Source organism: Vibrio sp. 704 (genome assembly GCF_033339295.1).
The window spans coordinates 788,708-806,876 of record NZ_JAWOUH010000001.1 but is presented as its reverse complement, the minus strand read 5'-3'; the positions used below and the strand labels follow the sequence as shown (position 1 = coordinate 806,876).

15 protein-coding genes are annotated in these 18,169 nt (G+C 41.7%); all 15 read left to right on the top strand.

Features of this window, described 5'->3' with window-relative positions; all coding sequences use genetic code 11:
• The first annotated feature begins 63 nt into the window (after positions 1-63).
• From tagH to tssG, 15 genes are read left to right on the top strand one after another with little or no spacing between them, the layout of a single operon-like run.
• Entirely contained in the window at positions 64-1,257 is a 1,194-nt protein-coding gene (tagH, locus tag R7R24_RS03370; protein ID WP_054578971.1) for a type VI secretion system-associated FHA domain protein TagH, read from the top strand.
• Between the two features lie 11 nt (positions 1,258-1,268).
• Positions 1,269-1,724 carry a type VI secretion system lipoprotein TssJ gene (tssJ, locus tag R7R24_RS03365; RefSeq protein ID WP_005375933.1) on the top strand — a complete coding sequence of 152 codons (456 nt, stop codon included), beginning with the start codon at positions 1,269-1,271 and terminating at the stop codon, positions 1,722-1,724.
• A 21-nt stretch (positions 1,725-1,745) separates the two neighbouring features.
• Positions 1,746-3,071: a type VI secretion system baseplate subunit TssK gene (gene tssK, locus R7R24_RS03360; RefSeq protein ID WP_080276943.1), complete on the top strand. Its 1,326-nt coding sequence runs from the start codon at positions 1,746-1,748 to the stop codon at positions 3,069-3,071.
• Between the two features lie 11 nt (positions 3,072-3,082).
• Positions 3,083-4,375 (top strand): type VI secretion system protein TssL, long form, encoded by a 1,293-nt coding sequence (tssL, locus tag R7R24_RS03355; RefSeq protein ID WP_213883570.1) that lies wholly within the window; start codon positions 3,083-3,085, stop codon positions 4,373-4,375.
• Between the two features lie 16 nt (positions 4,376-4,391).
• Complete coding sequence (gene tssM / locus R7R24_RS03350; RefSeq protein ID WP_047100988.1) at positions 4,392-7,910, top strand: type VI secretion system membrane subunit TssM; 3,519 nt, start codon at positions 4,392-4,394, stop codon at positions 7,908-7,910.
• Positions 7,892-8,587, top strand: coding sequence for a type VI secretion system-associated protein TagF (gene tagF / locus R7R24_RS03345; RefSeq protein WP_005375944.1), 696 nt, complete (start codon positions 7,892-7,894; stop codon positions 8,585-8,587). The genes tssM and tagF overlap by 19 nt, the downstream gene beginning before the upstream one ends.
• Positions 8,588-8,596: 9 nt before the next feature.
• On the top strand, positions 8,597-9,391 hold the full coding sequence (locus R7R24_RS03340) for a PP2C family protein-serine/threonine phosphatase (protein ID WP_005375947.1): 795 nt from the start codon (positions 8,597-8,599) through the stop codon (positions 9,389-9,391).
• Positions 9,384-10,499 carry a type VI secretion system protein TssA gene (gene tssA, locus R7R24_RS03335; protein ID WP_054578969.1) on the top strand — a complete coding sequence of 372 codons (1,116 nt, stop codon included), beginning with the start codon at positions 9,384-9,386 and terminating at the stop codon, positions 10,497-10,499. Before R7R24_RS03340 ends, tssA begins: the two co-directional genes overlap by 8 nt.
• 15 nt (positions 10,500-10,514) lie before the next feature.
• A complete protein-coding gene (tssB, locus tag R7R24_RS03330) occupies positions 10,515-11,045 on the top strand; it encodes a type VI secretion system contractile sheath small subunit (RefSeq protein WP_005375949.1) in 531 nt (176 codons plus the stop codon).
• Entirely contained in the window at positions 11,045-12,538 is a 1,494-nt protein-coding gene (gene tssC, locus R7R24_RS03325; protein WP_042520999.1) for a type VI secretion system contractile sheath large subunit, read from the top strand. The genes tssB and tssC (R7R24_RS03325) overlap by 1 nt, the downstream gene beginning before the upstream one ends.
• A 52-nt stretch (positions 12,539-12,590) precedes the next feature.
• A complete protein-coding gene (gene tssC, locus R7R24_RS03320) occupies positions 12,591-14,102 on the top strand; it encodes a type VI secretion system contractile sheath large subunit (RefSeq protein ID WP_021707734.1) in 1,512 nt (503 codons plus the stop codon).
• A 10-nt stretch (positions 14,103-14,112) separates the two neighbouring features.
• On the top strand, positions 14,113-14,907 hold the full coding sequence (locus R7R24_RS03315; protein WP_017820215.1) for a type VI secretion system accessory protein TagJ: 795 nt from the start codon (positions 14,113-14,115) through the stop codon (positions 14,905-14,907).
• A 7-nt stretch (positions 14,908-14,914) separates the two neighbouring features.
• The gene (gene tssE, locus R7R24_RS03310; protein ID WP_017635621.1) at positions 14,915-15,379 is read left to right on the top strand and encodes a type VI secretion system baseplate subunit TssE; all 465 of its coding nucleotides are present in this window, start codon (positions 14,915-14,917) and stop codon (positions 15,377-15,379) included.
• Positions 15,376-17,199 carry a type VI secretion system baseplate subunit TssF gene (tssF, locus tag R7R24_RS03305; RefSeq protein WP_017820213.1) on the top strand — a complete coding sequence of 608 codons (1,824 nt, stop codon included), beginning with the start codon at positions 15,376-15,378 and terminating at the stop codon, positions 17,197-17,199. The genes tssE and tssF overlap by 4 nt, the downstream gene beginning before the upstream one ends.
• Complete coding sequence (gene tssG / locus R7R24_RS03300) at positions 17,196-18,161, top strand: type VI secretion system baseplate subunit TssG (protein ID WP_005375963.1); 966 nt, start codon at positions 17,196-17,198, stop codon at positions 18,159-18,161. The genes tssF and tssG overlap by 4 nt, the downstream gene beginning before the upstream one ends.
• Positions 18,162-18,169 lie beyond the last annotated feature (8 nt).

Below are 18,169 nucleotides of genomic sequence, written 5' to 3'. Positions count from 1 at the left end.
AATAAGAAAGTAGTTAATAATAAAATTAAAAATAATATCTAGCAGGTCTTTGGCGAGGTTTACATGAAGTTGGTTTTAACCATAACAAGTTTTCACAAATTTACTCCAGAGATTGAGAGTGAGTTCGTGTTTGAATCAAGTGATGAACATGCCAAGGTTACATTTGGTAGGTCTGAACAATGTGATTGGACACTACCAGATCCTGAAAGAGTGGTATCCGGAACCCACGGAGAACTGATTAAGTTTGGTGACAAATACTTGATAAAAGACCTCTCAACTAATGGTACTTTTGTAAATAATGCTGTAACTCCTGTGGGTCAAGGAAATGAAATAGCACTAAGCGATGACGATATGGTTAGCTTAGGGGATTATCAAATTTCAGTTTCTATTCAAACAGATACAGATGTAGTCAGTCTTGAGACAAGTAAAAGTCTTTCTAGCGCACCCCCTGAAGTAGTCTCAAGTCCATCGGAAGCAGAATTTGTTGACCTAGGCCTTAGTGCTAGTGAACTCTTAAACGAAAGTGTTCCTTCTGATTTTCAGCTAGATATTGGTTTAGTCGATGATTTTATTGATATCCCAAAGCCCGAAAAACAGAGCACCGTATCTGAAACTTTACCGAAAGTTAACCGACAATCAGAACACCTATCGACTCCCAACTTTGATACCAATGGGGGTGAACTTGCGGCTTTTGTTAGAGGGGTGGGTATAGATCCAATGATGATTCCCAGCGATAACCGAGAGGAATGGTTCGAACAACTGGGGGAGTCATTTTCTTTGATGCTAGTTGGTTTAATGGAAACACTGCATAACAGAGCAGTGTTTAAACAAACAAATCGACTTAGTCATACCGCATTTCGTAAGTCAGAAAATAACCCTTTAAAGTTTTCTGCAAACTTAGAAGATGCGATTCATAACTTATATAACCGTCAAACCGCTAGCTTCTTAAAGCCAAATGCAGCCATTAAAGAAGCATTTAATGACATCGAAAGTCATGAGCAAGCCTTAATGAAAGGTGTTGAAGGTACGGTTTCGAGTGTTATGTCACTTGTTGAACCTACTTCTATATACTCAGATGCTTTAGCGAAAGACACGGTTATTAATAAGGTTATTCCAGCTAGGAAATATGCTCAAAGTTGGAAGAGGTTTGAGGATATTCATGAAAAGCTATCCGATGATATTATCAATAAAGAGTCTCCGTTCTATTTAGAAGACTTCGCTAAGCACTATGAATTAGCATTAAAAAACAAAGGCTAGGAATTAGGGTGATGAAAAAGTTTTACCAATATATTTTGTTATTAATTTCAATAGCTTTATTTGGGTGCTCAGCAGCGAACCTAGTTGTTGATCCATACTCAGATTTAGAAATAGCAGCAAGTCATAACATTAATCCTGATTCAAACGGCAGGCCTTCTCCTGTAGTGGTGTATGTATTTGAATTAACGTCAAATACCATTTTCGAAAGCCAGGACTTTTTTTCTATTTATGAAGAAAGTGAAAAAGTCTTAGGACCTGATTTAGTGAATAAATATGAAGTTTCATTAACTCCAGGTCAGAAAGAAACATATCAAGCAAGTATGTCTCCAAAGACAGAATATTTAGGCATTGTCGTAGCGTTTCGAGATATTGAAAACTCAAATTGGCGACAAGTCATTAAAGTGGATAAGACCGGTTACAACACATATCAAGTATTGTTAGAAGATCTGTCTTTGGTCGTTAAATAACGTTTAGTTGGCTAATTATAAATGACGCAATACTCCAAGACGGCTTGGTGCGAAGGAATGTTTTTACGTCCCCAGCACTTCCAACAACAAGAACGCGCAACCTCTCAAGAATTCAAGGGCTTACATCAGTTAGGTGGGGCTTACAATTGGGGAGTTTGGAAATGTCGAGTAAAAAAACACGCGCTAAAAGATGGTCTTATTGAACTTGAGCATCTTGAAGCTGTTTTGCCAGATATGACGTTGGTTAATACGTTAATATCCAACGATTCAGTTTCGCCTCTACTTATTGATAAAAACACTGAAAATACGTTAGTAAAAATAACTCTCCCTCTTTCAAGTGTTACAGGTAAAAACGTTTCGGATGTAAGCGAATCGATCGTCTCTCGTTATGTACTTCAAGATATCGACGTGATAGATAACCTTACAGGACAAGATGAAGAAACCATCCAAGTTGCAGCCCTTAACCTAGAGTTGAAAGCGAGTAATGACAAATTAGCGGGTTATGTGGAGTTACCTATCTTAAGGATCAAAGAGGTAACTCCTGAAGGGGAAGTTATACTAGACGATGAGTACGTTCCTCCGCTTATCAACCTCCTTAGCGACAAAGTTATGTCAGCTTATCTACGTAACGTTATCGCGATGACAAAGATGCGTGCTGACGTTATTGCACAGCGCTTGATTAAGGGTAAATCTGCATCGGCATCTGCTGTTGATTTCATCATGCTCCAAATGCTGAACCGATATGAGGCGAAGTTAAAGCATTTCAGTGAGTTAGATAGGTTACATCCACTGGAATTAGCGACGACACTTAAAGGTTACATTGGTGAGTTAGCCACTTTTTCTAATAAAACTAAAAGAGTCCCAAGTTTGCTTGCGTATGATCACTTAGATGTATCAAGTGTCTATAGCGAGTTGAATCAGATACTCAGTCAGTACCTCAGTGTTGTCCTTGACCAAACTGCGACCAAACTTCCGTTGGAGCCTCGCCAATACGGTATTCAAGTGACGCCGCTTCCAGATAAACGCTTGCTTGAGTCATGCCAATTTGTGCTAGCAATTAAAGCAGACACCACAACAGATGAAATAAGACGCCTGGTCCCAGCGCAACTCAAGTTTGGCCCGGCAGAACAGATTCGCGATCTAATTAATAATCAGATCAACGGTATAAACGTAGTGCCGTTGAGTGTCGTCCCGAGACAGATTCCTTACCAAACGGGCTATGTTTATTTCGAAGTTGTCAAGAAAGGGCCATTTTGGATGAGGCTAAAAGATAGTGGCGGTATTGCGCTTCACCTATCAGGGCATTTTCCGAATGCTGAACTTGAGCTTTGGAGTATTAATCAATAGGCGCGCTCTGTATGGAACAAACGATAGTAAAACCAACACCGGGTGGAAGAGCACCCGCATCGAAACCACAATCAGAAAAGTCTGTGGATAATACCGTAGTTATCTCAAAAAGTCCTGAATTGGTGAACAATGATTCAGTGGTCGCTTATGGGAATAACTCTCTACTAGCAGAGGCGAATGGCCTGTTATCTATTATCGGTCAAATTCGCTCGACAGCGACTCATTCCGATCCGTTGTTTCTAAAAGAGACATTGGCACAAAAGCTTAGAGATTATGAGAACCGATTACGTCAGCATGACGTTGATTTGGATACCATTGATACAGCTCGTTATTGTTTATGCTGTTCACTAGATGAAGTTGTCCTTAACACCAATTGGGGTGGGAATTCATTCTGGAGTCACGATTCATTACTTAGCTCCTTCTATGCTAGCAGTCAAGGTGGGGAAGCGTTCTTTAAGCATCTTGATAAGTGCATGGCGAAACCAGATGTGAACTTAGATTTGCTTGAACTAATGTATGTGTGCTTATCTCTCGGGTTTCTGGGTCAATACCGTTTAGAAAAAAATGGACTGGAATCGCACCGGAAATTGAGAAGACAGGTTATTGCTACTCTTAAGACTTATGGGAGAGGAGTCCCTCAGGAACTAAGCAATAGTATCGACCAACACATTTTGAATGGCTCAAAGGCTTCTGATAGAGCTCCTCTTTGGGTTGTATGTTCTGTAACGGCGGCACTATTGGTCTGCATATATATGTATTTTAGTTATGAGCTAAATAAGGCATCCAATCGCACCTTTTCTCAATTAGTCAATTTGATTCAACCGCAACAACTTAACCAAGATGCAACGTCAGGATCAAAATCAGCGCCAATTGCAGAAAAGATTTCAATGTATCTAGCAACTGAGATCGGTAAGGGGCTAATCAATGTTGAGCCGCTGCAAGACAGGGTAAGAATTTCGTTAAAGTCTCAAGATCTATTTGAATCAGGTAGTGCTGATGTTGTCGCTTACATCCAACCCGTTATTTCTAAGCTTGCGAGAACATTGGAGTCGACCCAAGGCAAGATCATTGTTACTGGTCACACCGACGATAGGCCTATTTTCACGAGTAAATATCCCTCGAACTGGCACCTATCATTAGCTCGAGCCACTGCTATGTCTGAACAACTGATCTCGAATAGTGCATTAGAAGGGCGAGTGATACCCGAGGGATTGGGGGATGCAAGACCATTAGTTGAAAACAGTAGTGATGAAAACCGAGCTATTAACCGCCGGATTGAAATCGACCTTCTTGTCGCGAATTAATAATAGGTAGATAGAGATGCGTATTAAAGAAATTGGCAGAATATTTACTCAAAGATGGTTTCTCGGTCTTATAGGTGTCGCTGCTTGTTCTATTTTCATTTGGGTTGTTGGTCCACTTATTGCGATAGCGGGATATGAGCCCCTAAAGAGTGACTTTCAACGGCTAGTCACTATTCTAGTGTTGGTGTTGCTTTGGGCGATATTTAACGTTACCAAGCAGCATAAGCAAAAGGTGAAAGAAGACGAAAGTATTCAAACGTTGCTTGAGGTTGATAGCCTATCAGATAAAGAAGCGGCAAGTGAAATTGACTTAATGCGCGAGCGTATTGAGCAAGCTGTCAAAGTAGTGACGAAAACACACAAAGGCAAGAGAAGCTTGTATGACTTACCGTGGTATGTGTTGATTGGCCCTCCTGGAACGGGGAAAACAACCGTATTAAAGCAGTCGGGGTTAGAGTTTCCATTAGGAGACAGCCTTGGCTCTGACTCTATTGCCGGTGTAGGTGGCACTCGCCACTGTGATTGGTGGTTTGCAAATAAAGCAGTTCTTATAGATACGGCTGGCCGGTATACGACACAAGACAGTCAAGAAAAGGTCGACTCTAAAGCGTGGCATGGTTTCTTAGGATTGTTGAAAAAGTATAGAACTCAAAGACCAATTAATGGTGCGATTGTTACGATAAGTTTAGCCAGCGTGATGTCTCAGACTCGAACCGAGCGAAGTCTTCATGCTCGAGCAATTAAGTCGAGACTTCAAGAACTGAAAAACCAGTTAGGCATGCAGTTTCCGATTTACGTATTGCTCACCAAAATGGATTTAGTTGCCGGTTTCAATGAGTTTTTTGCCGATTTAAGTAAGGAAGAGCGAGAGGAATTATTTGGTTTCATGTTCCCTCGTGAAGTGGATGATGAAAGAGGCGTTATTTCTCTATTCAACAAAGAATTTCATGGCATGTTGGAGCGCCTTGATGCCCGTATGCTTAGAATACTTGAAACAGAGGACGATTTAGATAAACGCGCGCTTATCTTTGAATTTCCAAAGCAATTAAGAGTGCTACAAGCTAATCTTGACGAGTTTTTAGCTGAAATTTTTGCACAAAACAGTTTTGAAGAGCCTGCCTTGATTCGTGGTGTGTTTATGTTGAGTTCGGTTCAAGAAGGCTTACCAGTCGATAAGCTGATGAATGAATCAACCAATGGACTTGGGTTAAATCGTTTAGCTCTAGCAAAGAGTCAGACTGGTTCTCATAGTTATTTCGTAAAGAATCTTTTTGACAAGGTTATTTTCAAAGAGCAACTGTTAGGAACAGTTAATCGTCACTATCAAAAGCAGTCAGGTTGGATGCGTCGAGGTGTTTACATTGGATGTACAACGCTACTGCTAGGAGCTTCTGCGCTTTGGTTTATGAGTTATAAGTGGAACTCACAGTTAATTGTCGATACCAATGAACAAGCGAGCCATATTGATGCAATGATTGGCGCTCAAAGTTTAGATTTTGAAGCGGATATTGTTTCAGCTGTAGAAACATTAGATAGGTTGATGACGCTTCCTCTCGGAAAGCAAAGCGACTACGGTGATGCCGACTCTGTAAAGAGGTTTGGTCTCTATCAAGGAGACAAAGTGTCTCAGGCGGCAAACAATGCATATTCTGATGCTTTGACCCAATATTACGCCCCTCTGCTTCTTGATAGCTTGGTGTCAGAAATGGAGAGCAATCAACAGCATCGTGAGTATTTGTACGAAACGTTAAAAACGTATTTGATGTTATTCAATCCAGACAAATATCAACAAGATGAAGTGTTGGCTTGGTTTAACTTTTATTTCGAACGTCAATATCCGGGTGAGCTAAACGCAGACTTAAGAAGACGTTTGCTACAGCACACTCAATATTTATTAGGCAACGATGGACAAGGCTTTACTTACAACACTGCTGCCGTGACGAGTGCTCGAGAAGTGTTGACTCAAATGTCTCTACCTGAACGTGCTTATCAGCGAATGAAAATACAATTTTCTAAGAGTCATGTACCTTCATTTCGCTTGACTGATGTATTGGGACCTAAAGGGCTTGAGCAGTTCGAGCGAGCTAGTGGAAAACCGCTATCACAAGGCATTTCGGGTTTCTACACGTACAATGGTTTTCATAGCATTTTTCAGATTCAGATCAACCGTACAGTAAAAAGCTTAATGGAAGAGAACTGGGTTTATGGTGACGATCTTAAGGCTCATGAAATTGATCAAGATAGTGCCATCCAAGGCGTTCAGTCTCGATACTATCAAGATTATGTTAATGAATGGAAAACGTTGATCGAAGATATTCAATTGAAGCAGGCTCCGAGCCTAGAACTTGCGACAGAGCAAGCGAGGGTTTTATCTGGAGTTGAAAGACCAATCGAATCTTTGTTGAGAGCAATCCAAAAAGAGGTTGCTCTATCAAAAGTATCATTGTCAGAAAATCAAAAAGCCGCTTCTGAAGTTGCTGGTAAAGTTGCCAAAGTTAAGTTTTCAAATACGGCAGATAGACTAGACATGTATTTACCTGAAGAAAACGGTTTCAATGTTGCTCTGCCAGGTAAAGAAGTCGAATCGCATTTTTCAGAGATCTTACGCCTTGGTGAGCAAGACTTTGATGATATTCAACAAGCAATGGTTAACTTGCGTTCGTATTTAAGTGACTTATCAAGCTCTGGTAACAATCAGAAAATTGCCTACAAAAGTATTTTAGATGGAACCGTTACACAAGATGTCGCAGCTTCCTTTGCTCGTGCTAAAGAACTTTTGCCGAGACCATTTAATCAATGGCTAGGTGAGCTTTCTCAAGAGTCGGTTAAGTTTGCGGAGAGCGGTTCGAAGGATCATCTAAATCAACTTTGGGTAACACAAGTGGTCCGCCCTTATCAGCGGACTATTGCTGGCAGATATCCATTCGAGCCCAACGCGAGCAGAGAAGTTAGATTGAAAGACTTTAAGCGATTCTTTGGTTATGGAGGTACGCTTGACGCATTCTTCCAAGAATACCTCGAACCGTTTGTGGATACTTCGAAAAGTCGTTGGCGATTAGAAAAGGAAATTGGAGTTCGTCCAGAAACACTAATGGTCTTTCAAAGAGCGCAACGTATCAGGCAGTCTTTCTTTGAATCTGATAATTCATTACGCGTAGAGTTTGGGATGAAGCCTGTTTATCTAGACCAGCACATTACTCGATTTGTCTTAGAGTTGGGTGGACAAGATTTGGTTTATAAGCATGGACCAGCAAGAGCTAAATCGTTGAGTTGGCCTGCCGGTCAAGATCAGACTCGAATTGTGTTCACACCACCTGAATCTAAACGCGAAATTGCGCATACCTATGAAGGTGAGTGGGGCATATTCAAGCTTTTGGATCAATCACTTAAAGCAAGGCCAGAATCGCGTAAAGACAATATAGTTATGATTGATTTAAAGGGAAATAAGGTGCAGCTAGAGCTTATTCCTTCTAGTGCCATTAATCCGTTTTGGTCAAATGAAATGGAGAGGTTCAGATGTCCACGAACCTTATAACATCAGGCTGGGGCTATATCGGTAAAATGCCTGCAAAAGGGGACTTTGTGAAAGATGGTTTATCACAAGATTTCTCGGAGCGTTGGCATGATTGGCAACAGGCGGTTATTGCAGTCAGCAGGGAACAACTGGGTGAAAGCTGGAATGAGCACTTTTTAACGGCTCCTGTGTGGCACTTTGCTTTGGATATTAGCTATTTAGAAGACTCAACCTACATTGGTAGCATGATTCCTAGTGTTGATGCATGCGGTAGATACTTTTTCTTTACTATAGCTCGTGCCGTAAAAGGTGAAGCTGCGCAATATTGGGGTGACAGAGCTTGGACCGAGGACAGTGCCGCTCTTGCTCTTTCAGTACTTGAGGACGACTTTGTCTTTGATGTTTGGCATAAGAGTACTCAAGAAAAAAATGACCTCGTTGCGAATGTAACAAGTGAAGTGAAGCCTCTAGAGTTTCTTTATCAAAGCCAAATATCTACAGTTTTTCATGATCACGGCAATACTGATCAAAACACGCTTTTGAATTACCTCATTAAAGAAAAATTGAGTAAACCATGTTTTTGGTGGACTGAAGGTTCAACGAAGGTTGAACCATGCATGTTCATTACTAGTGGATTTCCTTCAATTGGTCAGTTTTCAGCCATGCTTGATGGAGGCTGGAAAAAGTGGAATTGGTAGGATAGAAGAATGAATTGGAACTATTTTACCTTTGCTAAATCGCACGCAGGAAAAGTACGCCCTTATAACGAGGATGCTCTGTTGGATATGACAGAACAGCATATTTGGGTGGTTGCCGATGGAATGGGTGGACACAGTGCTGGCGATATAGCAAGCCAGATGCTAGTGGATAGAGTCGCGCGTCACATGCAGGATGTCTCCAATACTAATATCGATGATATCCGAAGAGTGGTTCAAGAAGCGAACTTAGAAATTTACCAATACGCACAAAATCACTTAGACGGTAAAACGATGGGAACAACACTTGTTTTGTTGTTTATTCAGGATGGGTATTACCACTGTCTTTGGGTGGGTGATAGCCGAATTTACCAGCTTAGAAGTGGTAATTTTGTCCAAAAAACACGTGATCATAGTCAAGTCATGGACTTAGTGGATCAGGGCTTATTGGCATTTGAAGATGCCGAATCGCACCCTCTTGCAAATGTTATTACCAGAGCTGTTGGGGTCGACGAAAGTGTCACTATTGATCAAGTTTCAGGGCAGTTGGCTGACGGCGATCAGTTTCTACTCTGTAGCGATGGACTCTCTAAGGAACTTACGAGTGATGAAATTCATCGGACATTGTATGCAGACTCAGTCAACCAAGCTGGATTAGCGCTCATGCATTCGGCTTTGGTTCGGGGCGCAAGTGATAACGTAACTTGTGCTTTGATCAAAGTTCGCCAAGCGCAAACGGAGTGCGAAACAGTAACTAGAGAAGACGCGACGATACCTGTCTTTCTAAGAGGGAGAGCTTATGAGTAATGAAATGTTTGATTGGTATGAACAAGCGTTGGCTCCTATATCTCAAGAAAATCCTACAGGTATTGATCCTAGAGAGGATGTATCACCACAGTCTGCTTACTATCGGTTGAAAGATCAGCGTATGGCCGCCCGCAACGCTGAACGTAATGCTCTTATAGAAGAAGAAAGTATCTATACCCACAGTAATTTATGGCGAGTATTTATTGAAGATGTCCCAGAAATACTCACGAATCAGTCTAAAGATTTGGAATTTGTTGCCTGGCTTATAGAAGCCCTAACTCGATTGTATGGTTTTCGTGGTATGGGCGTTGGCTACAAACTCGCAACCAGTTTAATTGAGAACTTTTGGGATGATCTGTACCCAATGCCTGATGAAGATGGTATTGAGACAAGAATATCGGCGATTATTGGCCTCAATGGTATCGATAGTGAAGGAACACTTATTTTTCCAATTGCTTGTATACCATTGACTGACTTAGGCGTGGAGCAAGCTTATGCCTATTGGGAATATCAGCAAGCTATAGAGCTTGAGCGCTTAGACGAAGATAAGCGCCGAAATCGAGTCGAGCTTGGGGCTGTTGAGCTATCTGAAATTATAACTACGGTTAAGTCGACTTCTGATACGTTTTATCAAGAATTAATCACGGATTTGGAGTTCGCTACGGAATCATTTAATGAATTCAGTCAGCGATTAGATGAAGCGGTCGGTGATGTGACTCCTAGCTCTTATATATCAAAAAGACTTGAATCAATACACTCGGCATTAAAGCACCTTCTTGGAGATCGTTTTAATCAACCACAAGCAGTGATTGAAGAGCTAGAGGATCTTGATGAATCTTCTTCTGAACAACCGTTAAGTGCACAAAGTTGTGATGCATTATTAGCGACAAACATGAAATCACGAGAGCAGGCAATTAGACAATTGCAGCAAGTAGCTGATTTCTTCCGAGAGAGTGAACCTCACTCACCAGTTTCTTACTCCATCGAACAGATCATTCGTTGGTGTGGGATGCCTCTGCCGGAGTTACTGGCGGAACTTATCTCCGACGGGGATGCAAAGAAAAGCTACTTCCGTTTGGTTGGCATAGCAGAACAAAATGAAAATTAATAAAGGGAGAATGGTATGACGAGTATCCACTCGAAACTATCACGAGTACGGAAGCCTCGTGTCCACATTACCTATGATGTTGAAACTGAAGGTACAACTCTTAAGAAAGAACTGCCTTTTGTTGTAGGTGTAATGGGTGACTTCGCTGGTCAAAACACAGAAGCGTTGAAGCCATTAAAAGACCGCCGTTTTATTCAGATCGATCGAGATAACTTTGACGATGTACTCAAAAAAATGAATCCATCGGTGAAGTTTAAAGTTGCGAATAAGCTTGCGAATGACGATTCACAGTTTGAGGTCGATTTAAACTTTAAATCAATGCAAGACTTTGAGCCTGCTGCGATCGTAAATCAAGTTGATCCACTACGCCAATTGATGGAAACGCGTAATAAACTGCGTGATTTGATGACAAAAGTTGACCGCTCAGAAGAGCTTGAAAATATCCTAGAGGATGTTTTGAACAATACAGACAATCTGGCAAGACTTGCAGGCGAGTTAGATCTTGGCAAGAAAGCGAAGTCAGACAGTACTGAAGGAGCGGAATAATGACGACTGAAGCTGAAAAACAGTTAGATCCAACTGTTAATGAACAGACAACTTCATTCTTAGATCAAGCTATTGGTGCGACTAAGCAGACCGAAGCTTCTCGTGCTGAGGAGCTGATTAAAACGCTCGCTGAAGAAGCAATGAAAGGGACAGTTACTTGGAACAAAAACCTAACAGTAACTTTTCGTGAAGCGATTAATTTGCTCGATAGGCAGATTTCTGAACAGTTGTCTGAAGTAATGCATCACCCAGAATTACAGAAACTCGAAGGTTCTTGGCGCGGCTTAAATTATCTAGTGATGAATTCAGAGACCAGTTCTACTCTGAAAGTTCGCATGATGAGTATGACCAAGAAAGAACTACATAAAGACTTGAGCAAAGCTGTTGAGTTTGATCAAAGCCAGATCTTTAAAAAGGTTTACGAGTCTGAGTTTGGTAGTGCTGGTGGTGAACCGTATGGTGCATTGATTGGAGACTATGAGTTTACCAACCACCCAGAAGATATTGAGTCGTTACGCCTAATGTCAAATGTAGCGGCTTCTGGCTTCTCTCCATTCTTGTCCGCGGCTTCACCAGCACTATTCGGCTTTGATGAGTGGACTGAGCTGTCAAAACCACGCGACCTAGATAAGGTATTTGAATCACTAGAATACGCCCAATGGCGTTCGTTCCGCGAGAGTGCCGATTCGCGCTTCGTTAGTCTGACGATGCCAAAAGTCCTTGCTCGTTTGCCATACGGACAAGCTACCGCTCCAGTCGAAGAGTTTGGGTTTGAAGAGTTCGAAGTAGATCCTGTTTCAGGTATTGCTGTTAACGCTGAACATAACGACTACTGTTGGATGAACTCTTCGTATGTTCTTGGTGTTAAGTTAACCGACGCATTTTCAAAATATGGATTTTGTACTGCCATCCGTGGTGCAGAAGGCGGCGGTCGAGTGGATAACTTGCCAACGCATTTCTTCATGAGTGATGATGGCGACCCTGATATGAAGTGCCCAACAGAGATTGGTATTACCGACAGACGTGAGGCGGAGCTTGGTAAGCTTGGTTTCTTACCGCTTTGTCACTACAAAAACACCAACTATGCAGTATTCTTTGGTGCGCAAACCTGTCAAAAACCAGCGAACCATGAATCCCCTGAAGCAACGGCCAATGCGGCCATTTCTGCCCGCCTACCTTATATGATGGCAACATCTCGTTTTGCGCATTATTTGAAAGTAATGGCTCGAGATAAAATTGGTAGCTTTATGGAAGCAGAAGACGTTGAGTCTTGGCTGAACCGCTGGATCCTAGGTTACGTCAATGCTTCTGAAGGCGGTGGTCAAGAGATCAGAGCGAAATACCCTCTAGCAGACGCTCGTGTTCAGGTTAAGGAAATTCCTGGCGCACCTGGTTCTTACAATGCCGTAGCATGGCTGAAGCCTTGGTTACAAATGGAAGAACTGACCACATCTTTGCGACTTGTGGCAAAAATCCCTCAGTCAGGTGGATAAGAAATGAATTGGCTGGTCGAAAGGCCAGCCATGACCAATCTTTATGTTCTAGATGGAATTAGCAGTGTCACTTAACTTTCGCGACCCTAGCAAGCTAAAACATGAGTTCAGTACCGGAGGCTATGCTGAACTTGATAGCCCGTGGTTGACTCGATTCAATGAATCTTCTGATCTTGTAGCGTCAGCGCGAATTTGGCTAGAAGGTACACGTTCAAGAGATTTGGACAGCTTTCGTCATAGTGTGATGAACACAATTAACCGCATTGATGAGCTATTAGAATCTCAACTAAATGAAATATTACATCATCCTGAGTTTCAACAGCTCGAAAGGGGGTGGGTTGGAGTTAGGTATTTATGTGAACAGGTTGATTCTCGTTCATCGGACTCTGTAAAAGTTAAGGTTTTAACGGCGACATGGAATGAAATCAGTAAAGATGCTTTAAAAGCCATCGAGTTTGACCAATCAGCACTATTTAAGTTGCTCTATCAAAATGAATATGGCATGGCAGGGGGAGAACCCTTTGGTGTGGTGGTTGGAGATTATCAGCTTCGCTGTGATCCTAGTAAAAATTATTTTGATAGAGATCTGTCTGTGTTGAGTAAGATCTCTCAGTCTGCAGCTGCAGCATTCAGCCCATTTATCATGTCTGCATCGCCAGAGATGTTTGGTGTTGATAGTTTCGCTCAACTCTCTGCGATAAGAGATATAGCAGCCCAATTTGAACAGGAAGATTATGCAAAGTGGCGTAGTTTGAGAGATAACGATGACGCTAAATTTATTGGTTTGACTGCACCTAACGTCTTGTTCCGTCAGCCATACAAAAGTGATGGCTCGCGGAATGATAAATTCAATTTTCAAGAACACATCTACGACTCCAACCGAGATTTGCTATGGGGGAGTAGTGCGTACTGTTTTGCTGCTGTATCAATTAGAGCATTTCAGGAACATGGTTGGTTCACGCATATGCGAGGGATTAAACAAGGCGATTACAGTCAGGGTATTATCGCCGCTCCTACAAGGAGCACGATGCGTGTTAATGGCAAGAATGATCGTGAAAGATGTCCGTTAAACTTGAAAATCACTGAGAGAAAAGAGCAAGAATTGTCTGAGTGCGGTTTTATTTCTATTTCTCCAATACCTGAGACTGATATGGTAGGGATGACCTCGAATGTATCTCTCTACAAGCCCAAACAATACGCAGAAAAGCATATTTCAACGAATGCAAAACTGACATCGATGTTGCAATACACATTGTGTGTATCGCGAGTCGCACATTATCTCAAGGTTATGGGGCGTGACAAAATTGGTGGGTATCAAGACGCAGAAAGCCTAGAGCGTGACTTTCAACGCTGGTTACATCAGTACACTACCGCATCAGATGAAGCGTCTGATGAGCTTCGAGCTAAATACCCCCTAAATGAAGCGAAAATTACAGTTCGAGAGAAAAGAGAAACTCCTGGACATTATTACTCAGTTATCCATTTGCGACCGCATTTTCAACTCGATCAAATGGTATCTAGCATTAAATTAATTACCGAATTATCACCAGAGCACATGGTGTAAGGAAATAACAATGACTCAATGGAAAAATGCTTTGTCCCAAGGCCTATTGCAACACGCTCTAGAGCAATTAATTGATGAAATTAAAGCAACCCCTAAAGATGCGAGCTTGAGAAGTTCCTTCATTGAGCTTCTTTGCATTGATGGGGACTTCGAGCGTGCGGACGCTCAGCTCATGCAATCGATTAAATTGTTTCCTGAGTATCTGCCTGGTGCAAGTCAGCTACGACATTTAGTGAAAGCAGCTCAAGCTAGAAAGGATTTTATCAATGGTGCGGCTAGTGCCAAAGTATTAGGTGATGAGGAATTAACTAAAGAGCTTGTTCGATTTAATCTTGCTCTCGGAAATCAAGAGTACGAAGAAGCGTCACGTCTATCGCATCGCATTGAAGAGCGTCGTACTATTAAAGGGTTTAACGTAAACGGCACAAACTACGAAGATGCTAGAGATATTGATGATCGTTTAGGTGGTTACATTGAACTGTTTTCTACAGCAGGTAACTATTTTCTTGTACCCATATCGAGCATCCATACGCTAGAAGTTAAAGCACCTACTTCTTTGTTAGAAAGTATTTGGCGACCTGTCGAGTTTGATATCGATGGACTTGGTGAAGGCGAAGGCCATATGCCTTTGACGTATGTCGACTCAGAGACCGATGCACAAAAGTTAGGCCGAGAAACGGATTGGAAGCAGATTGGTGAGCAAGAATCTTTTGTTGGCTTGGGTCAAAAATGTTGGTTAGTCGGTGACTCAGCGCTTCCAATCTGTGATTTGACTACATTATTAGAACAGAAACAAATAGCGTAGAAATATCATGTCGTTAACCGTTTCTCTGCTCGACAAATTGATAGATAGTGATCCTCTCACTCGAGATGAGAAAGACTTCCCTGCAAGCCAGCAACAGATGTTGAGCAGCTTACTTAGAGATCTAGAGTCGATGCTGAATAGTCGTATTGGATGGAAAAATATTCCTGATGATCTTCTAGAGGTTCGTTATTCAATATTGAACTATGGGCTGCCAGATTTTTCCTCAATGCCCTATAGCAGCCAAGAAGGGCAGAATCAGCTTTGCGACATCGTTCATGATGCAATTAAAGAGTTTGAGCCGAGGTTAAGGAACCCTCATGTCCAGATTTCGGACGAGAAAAACGCTATTGATAGGGTATTGAGGTTACAGATAAATGCCACTTGCTTAATTGATAACAGTATTCATGAAGTGCGATTCAATTCTGAAGTAGAGCCGGTAAATTTAGGTATGAAACTGAGTAGAGCAAAATGAGTGAAGAGTTTCTCAAGTACTATAATCGCGAGTTAGCTTATTTGCGTCACAAAGGGCAAGAGTTTGGTGAGCAGTATCCCAAGATTGCCGCGAGACTTCGTATTAGTGAGGAACAGGTTGACGATCCACACGTAGAAAGATTGTTAGAAGGCTGCGCATTTCTAACAGCAAGGATTAGACAAAGCTTAGACAATAGTTACCCTCAGTTTACAGAGTCTTTGATGGGACAGTTATATCCGGATTTTCACGCCCCAATCCCGTCAATGTCAGTCATTAAAATGAGCTGTTCTAACTCCACTTCCTCTTATTTTGATGTAGAAGAAGGCGAGCGAGTTGTTATCGGTGCTACTGGATATCATGAATGCGAGTTTAGAACTTGTTATCCGGTCAGAATGTATCCTGTTGATGTGACCTCTGGCGTTTTTAAAAATGCGCCTTTCAAGCCAGTTGGCTCACGATGGGAAAGCAATGCTCATTCAGTTTTGAAAGTACAGCTCACGGCTCAAGATGAAGAGACTCCTCTTGGTGAAATGGGGATAGAACGGCTGCGCTTCTATTTAAACGGTCAATCTCAATTGACTTTTAAGCTCTACCAAATGCTGTTTCAAAACCTAATTGGTTTATCTGTTGTTGTGGATGGCAAAGAAGTTCGTCCTTTAACCAAAAGACATCTTTCTGAAGTAGGATTTTCAGAAGATGAGAAAGTTGTGCCATACAGTAAAAGAAGCTTTTCAGGAGCAAGATTACTTGTTGAGTATTTGCACTTTCCTGAGAAGTTTATGTTCTTTGATATCACCGAACTTGGATTATCTGAGCTAGATCTTGGAGAGCAAGTCGAACTGTATTTTTACTTTGATACCAACGATGACTGGCTTCCAAAGCAAGTGGACGAAGAAAGCTTAATGGTAGGTTGTGTGCCTGTAATCAACTTATTTAAAAGTATTATGGAGCCTAAGCGTATTCTACCAACTGAATACGATTACCACTTGTCTCCGCAATACCAAGAATCTGAAAGTAATGAGGTTGTCTCAATTTCTGACGTAACGTTGAGAAACTGGAACAAAACGTACCACAATTTGCCATGTTATCACGCTGGTGAGCACACGCATTATACAAACACTAGTGAGATTTATTGGTTGATGAGACGTGAGGATAAGAACTGGGCTGGTGGGTATGATGAGCCAGGTAGAGAAACTTACATTTCTTTTGTTGATAAAAAACATCAATTGTTCAGCCCGGATAGCCGGGAAAACTGGTTAATGTACGTGGAAGCTGAGTGCTGTAACCGCAACTTAGCGCAGAAACTTCCATTTGGAGGTGGGCTGCCGCAAGTATCTTTACCGGAGGTAAATGACAATTTCGAATCTGTTCGTTGTTTAGTTTCTTTATCAGAAACTATTCGGCCAGAAATGGATGAAAGCACACGATGGCAGTTAACTAAGCTTTTAACTTTAAACCATTTTACCGAGGAAGATGGTTTAGCAACTTTGAAGCAGACCCTTAATCTCTATGCATTTTCTGGGACAGCAGAAACGAAAGCGGTAATCGATGCTTTAACTAAGTTAGAGTTTGAGCCTACTACAGGAAGAATTAGTCAGAAAGGCAAAGTTGGATTTGCGCACGGTATAAAAATTATTTTGACGGTTTCTGATCAAATTTTACCTAAAGAGCAGATCTTTCTCTTAGGTAGTGTTTTATCTGTTTACTTCTCGCAATATGCTGAAATTAACATTTTTACGCAGTTAGAAATAAGAATTAAGTCCACGGGAAAGTCTTTCCACCTATGGCCCGCATTAACTGGCGATAAGGTGTTGCTATGAGCGCGGAACAATTTTATCGAGAATTAAAGCAACATCCATTGTTTGAAGCGATTCATCTTATTGAACACGAAGTTCTGCAAGCAGAGGCGCAAATAGGAACAGATGCGTTACCGAAGCATGAAAAGCTAAACTTAAAGGTTAATCCATCATTAGGTTTTGAAAATGCTCAGCTTTGTGAACTGAAAAATATAGATGACAGCAAGTTAGAGATTGAGACCAATTTAATAGGCCTAACGGGTGAGCAAGGTGTGCTTCCCCAGCACTATAGTGAATTAGCTTTACATCGCCAAAAAGAAGGCGATACGGCTATGGTGGACTTCTACGATATTTTCAATCATCGCTTATTATCTCTTTATTATCGATGTTGGCAACTGAGTCAGCTGACTGTTCAGTCTCGTGCGCATGCGCAGGGCGCGCGTTCGCCGTTAGAAAGCTGTAAATCGGCATTAACTGGGAAAGGGAGTTCACTGTCCCGGCACTATGGTGGTGTGTTTGCTTCACCAGTGAGAAGTAAAGGTGGACTGAAAAGTATTCTTGAATGTTTATCTGGATGCCAAGTAAAAGTTCATGAATTTCAAGGACAATGGTTACACCTTACGAAAGAAGAGCAAACACGCCTTGCATCCCGAACTATGCCTGAAGGGCAGTTTGCTCAACTTGGTTTAGGAGCGTCTTTGGGTTCGAAAGCATGGAACATCAACGCGGGGACAACAATAGAATTTCTGCCAAAAGATAAACAGCTAGTTAGTAAATTGCTTCCTAACCAACCCAATATAGCAATCATTAAGAACGCTGCTTATGAGTTGATTGGAAAACATAAACAACTGAAGTGGCAGCTCACCACCAAACATAGTTTGCTACCACAAGCTTGTTTATCGAAACAGCAGGGGCAGTTAGGTATTGGTTCTGTGCTTAAAAAACACGAACGTACAAAAGATCGAACTATAACAATTACTATTTAAAGGAAATG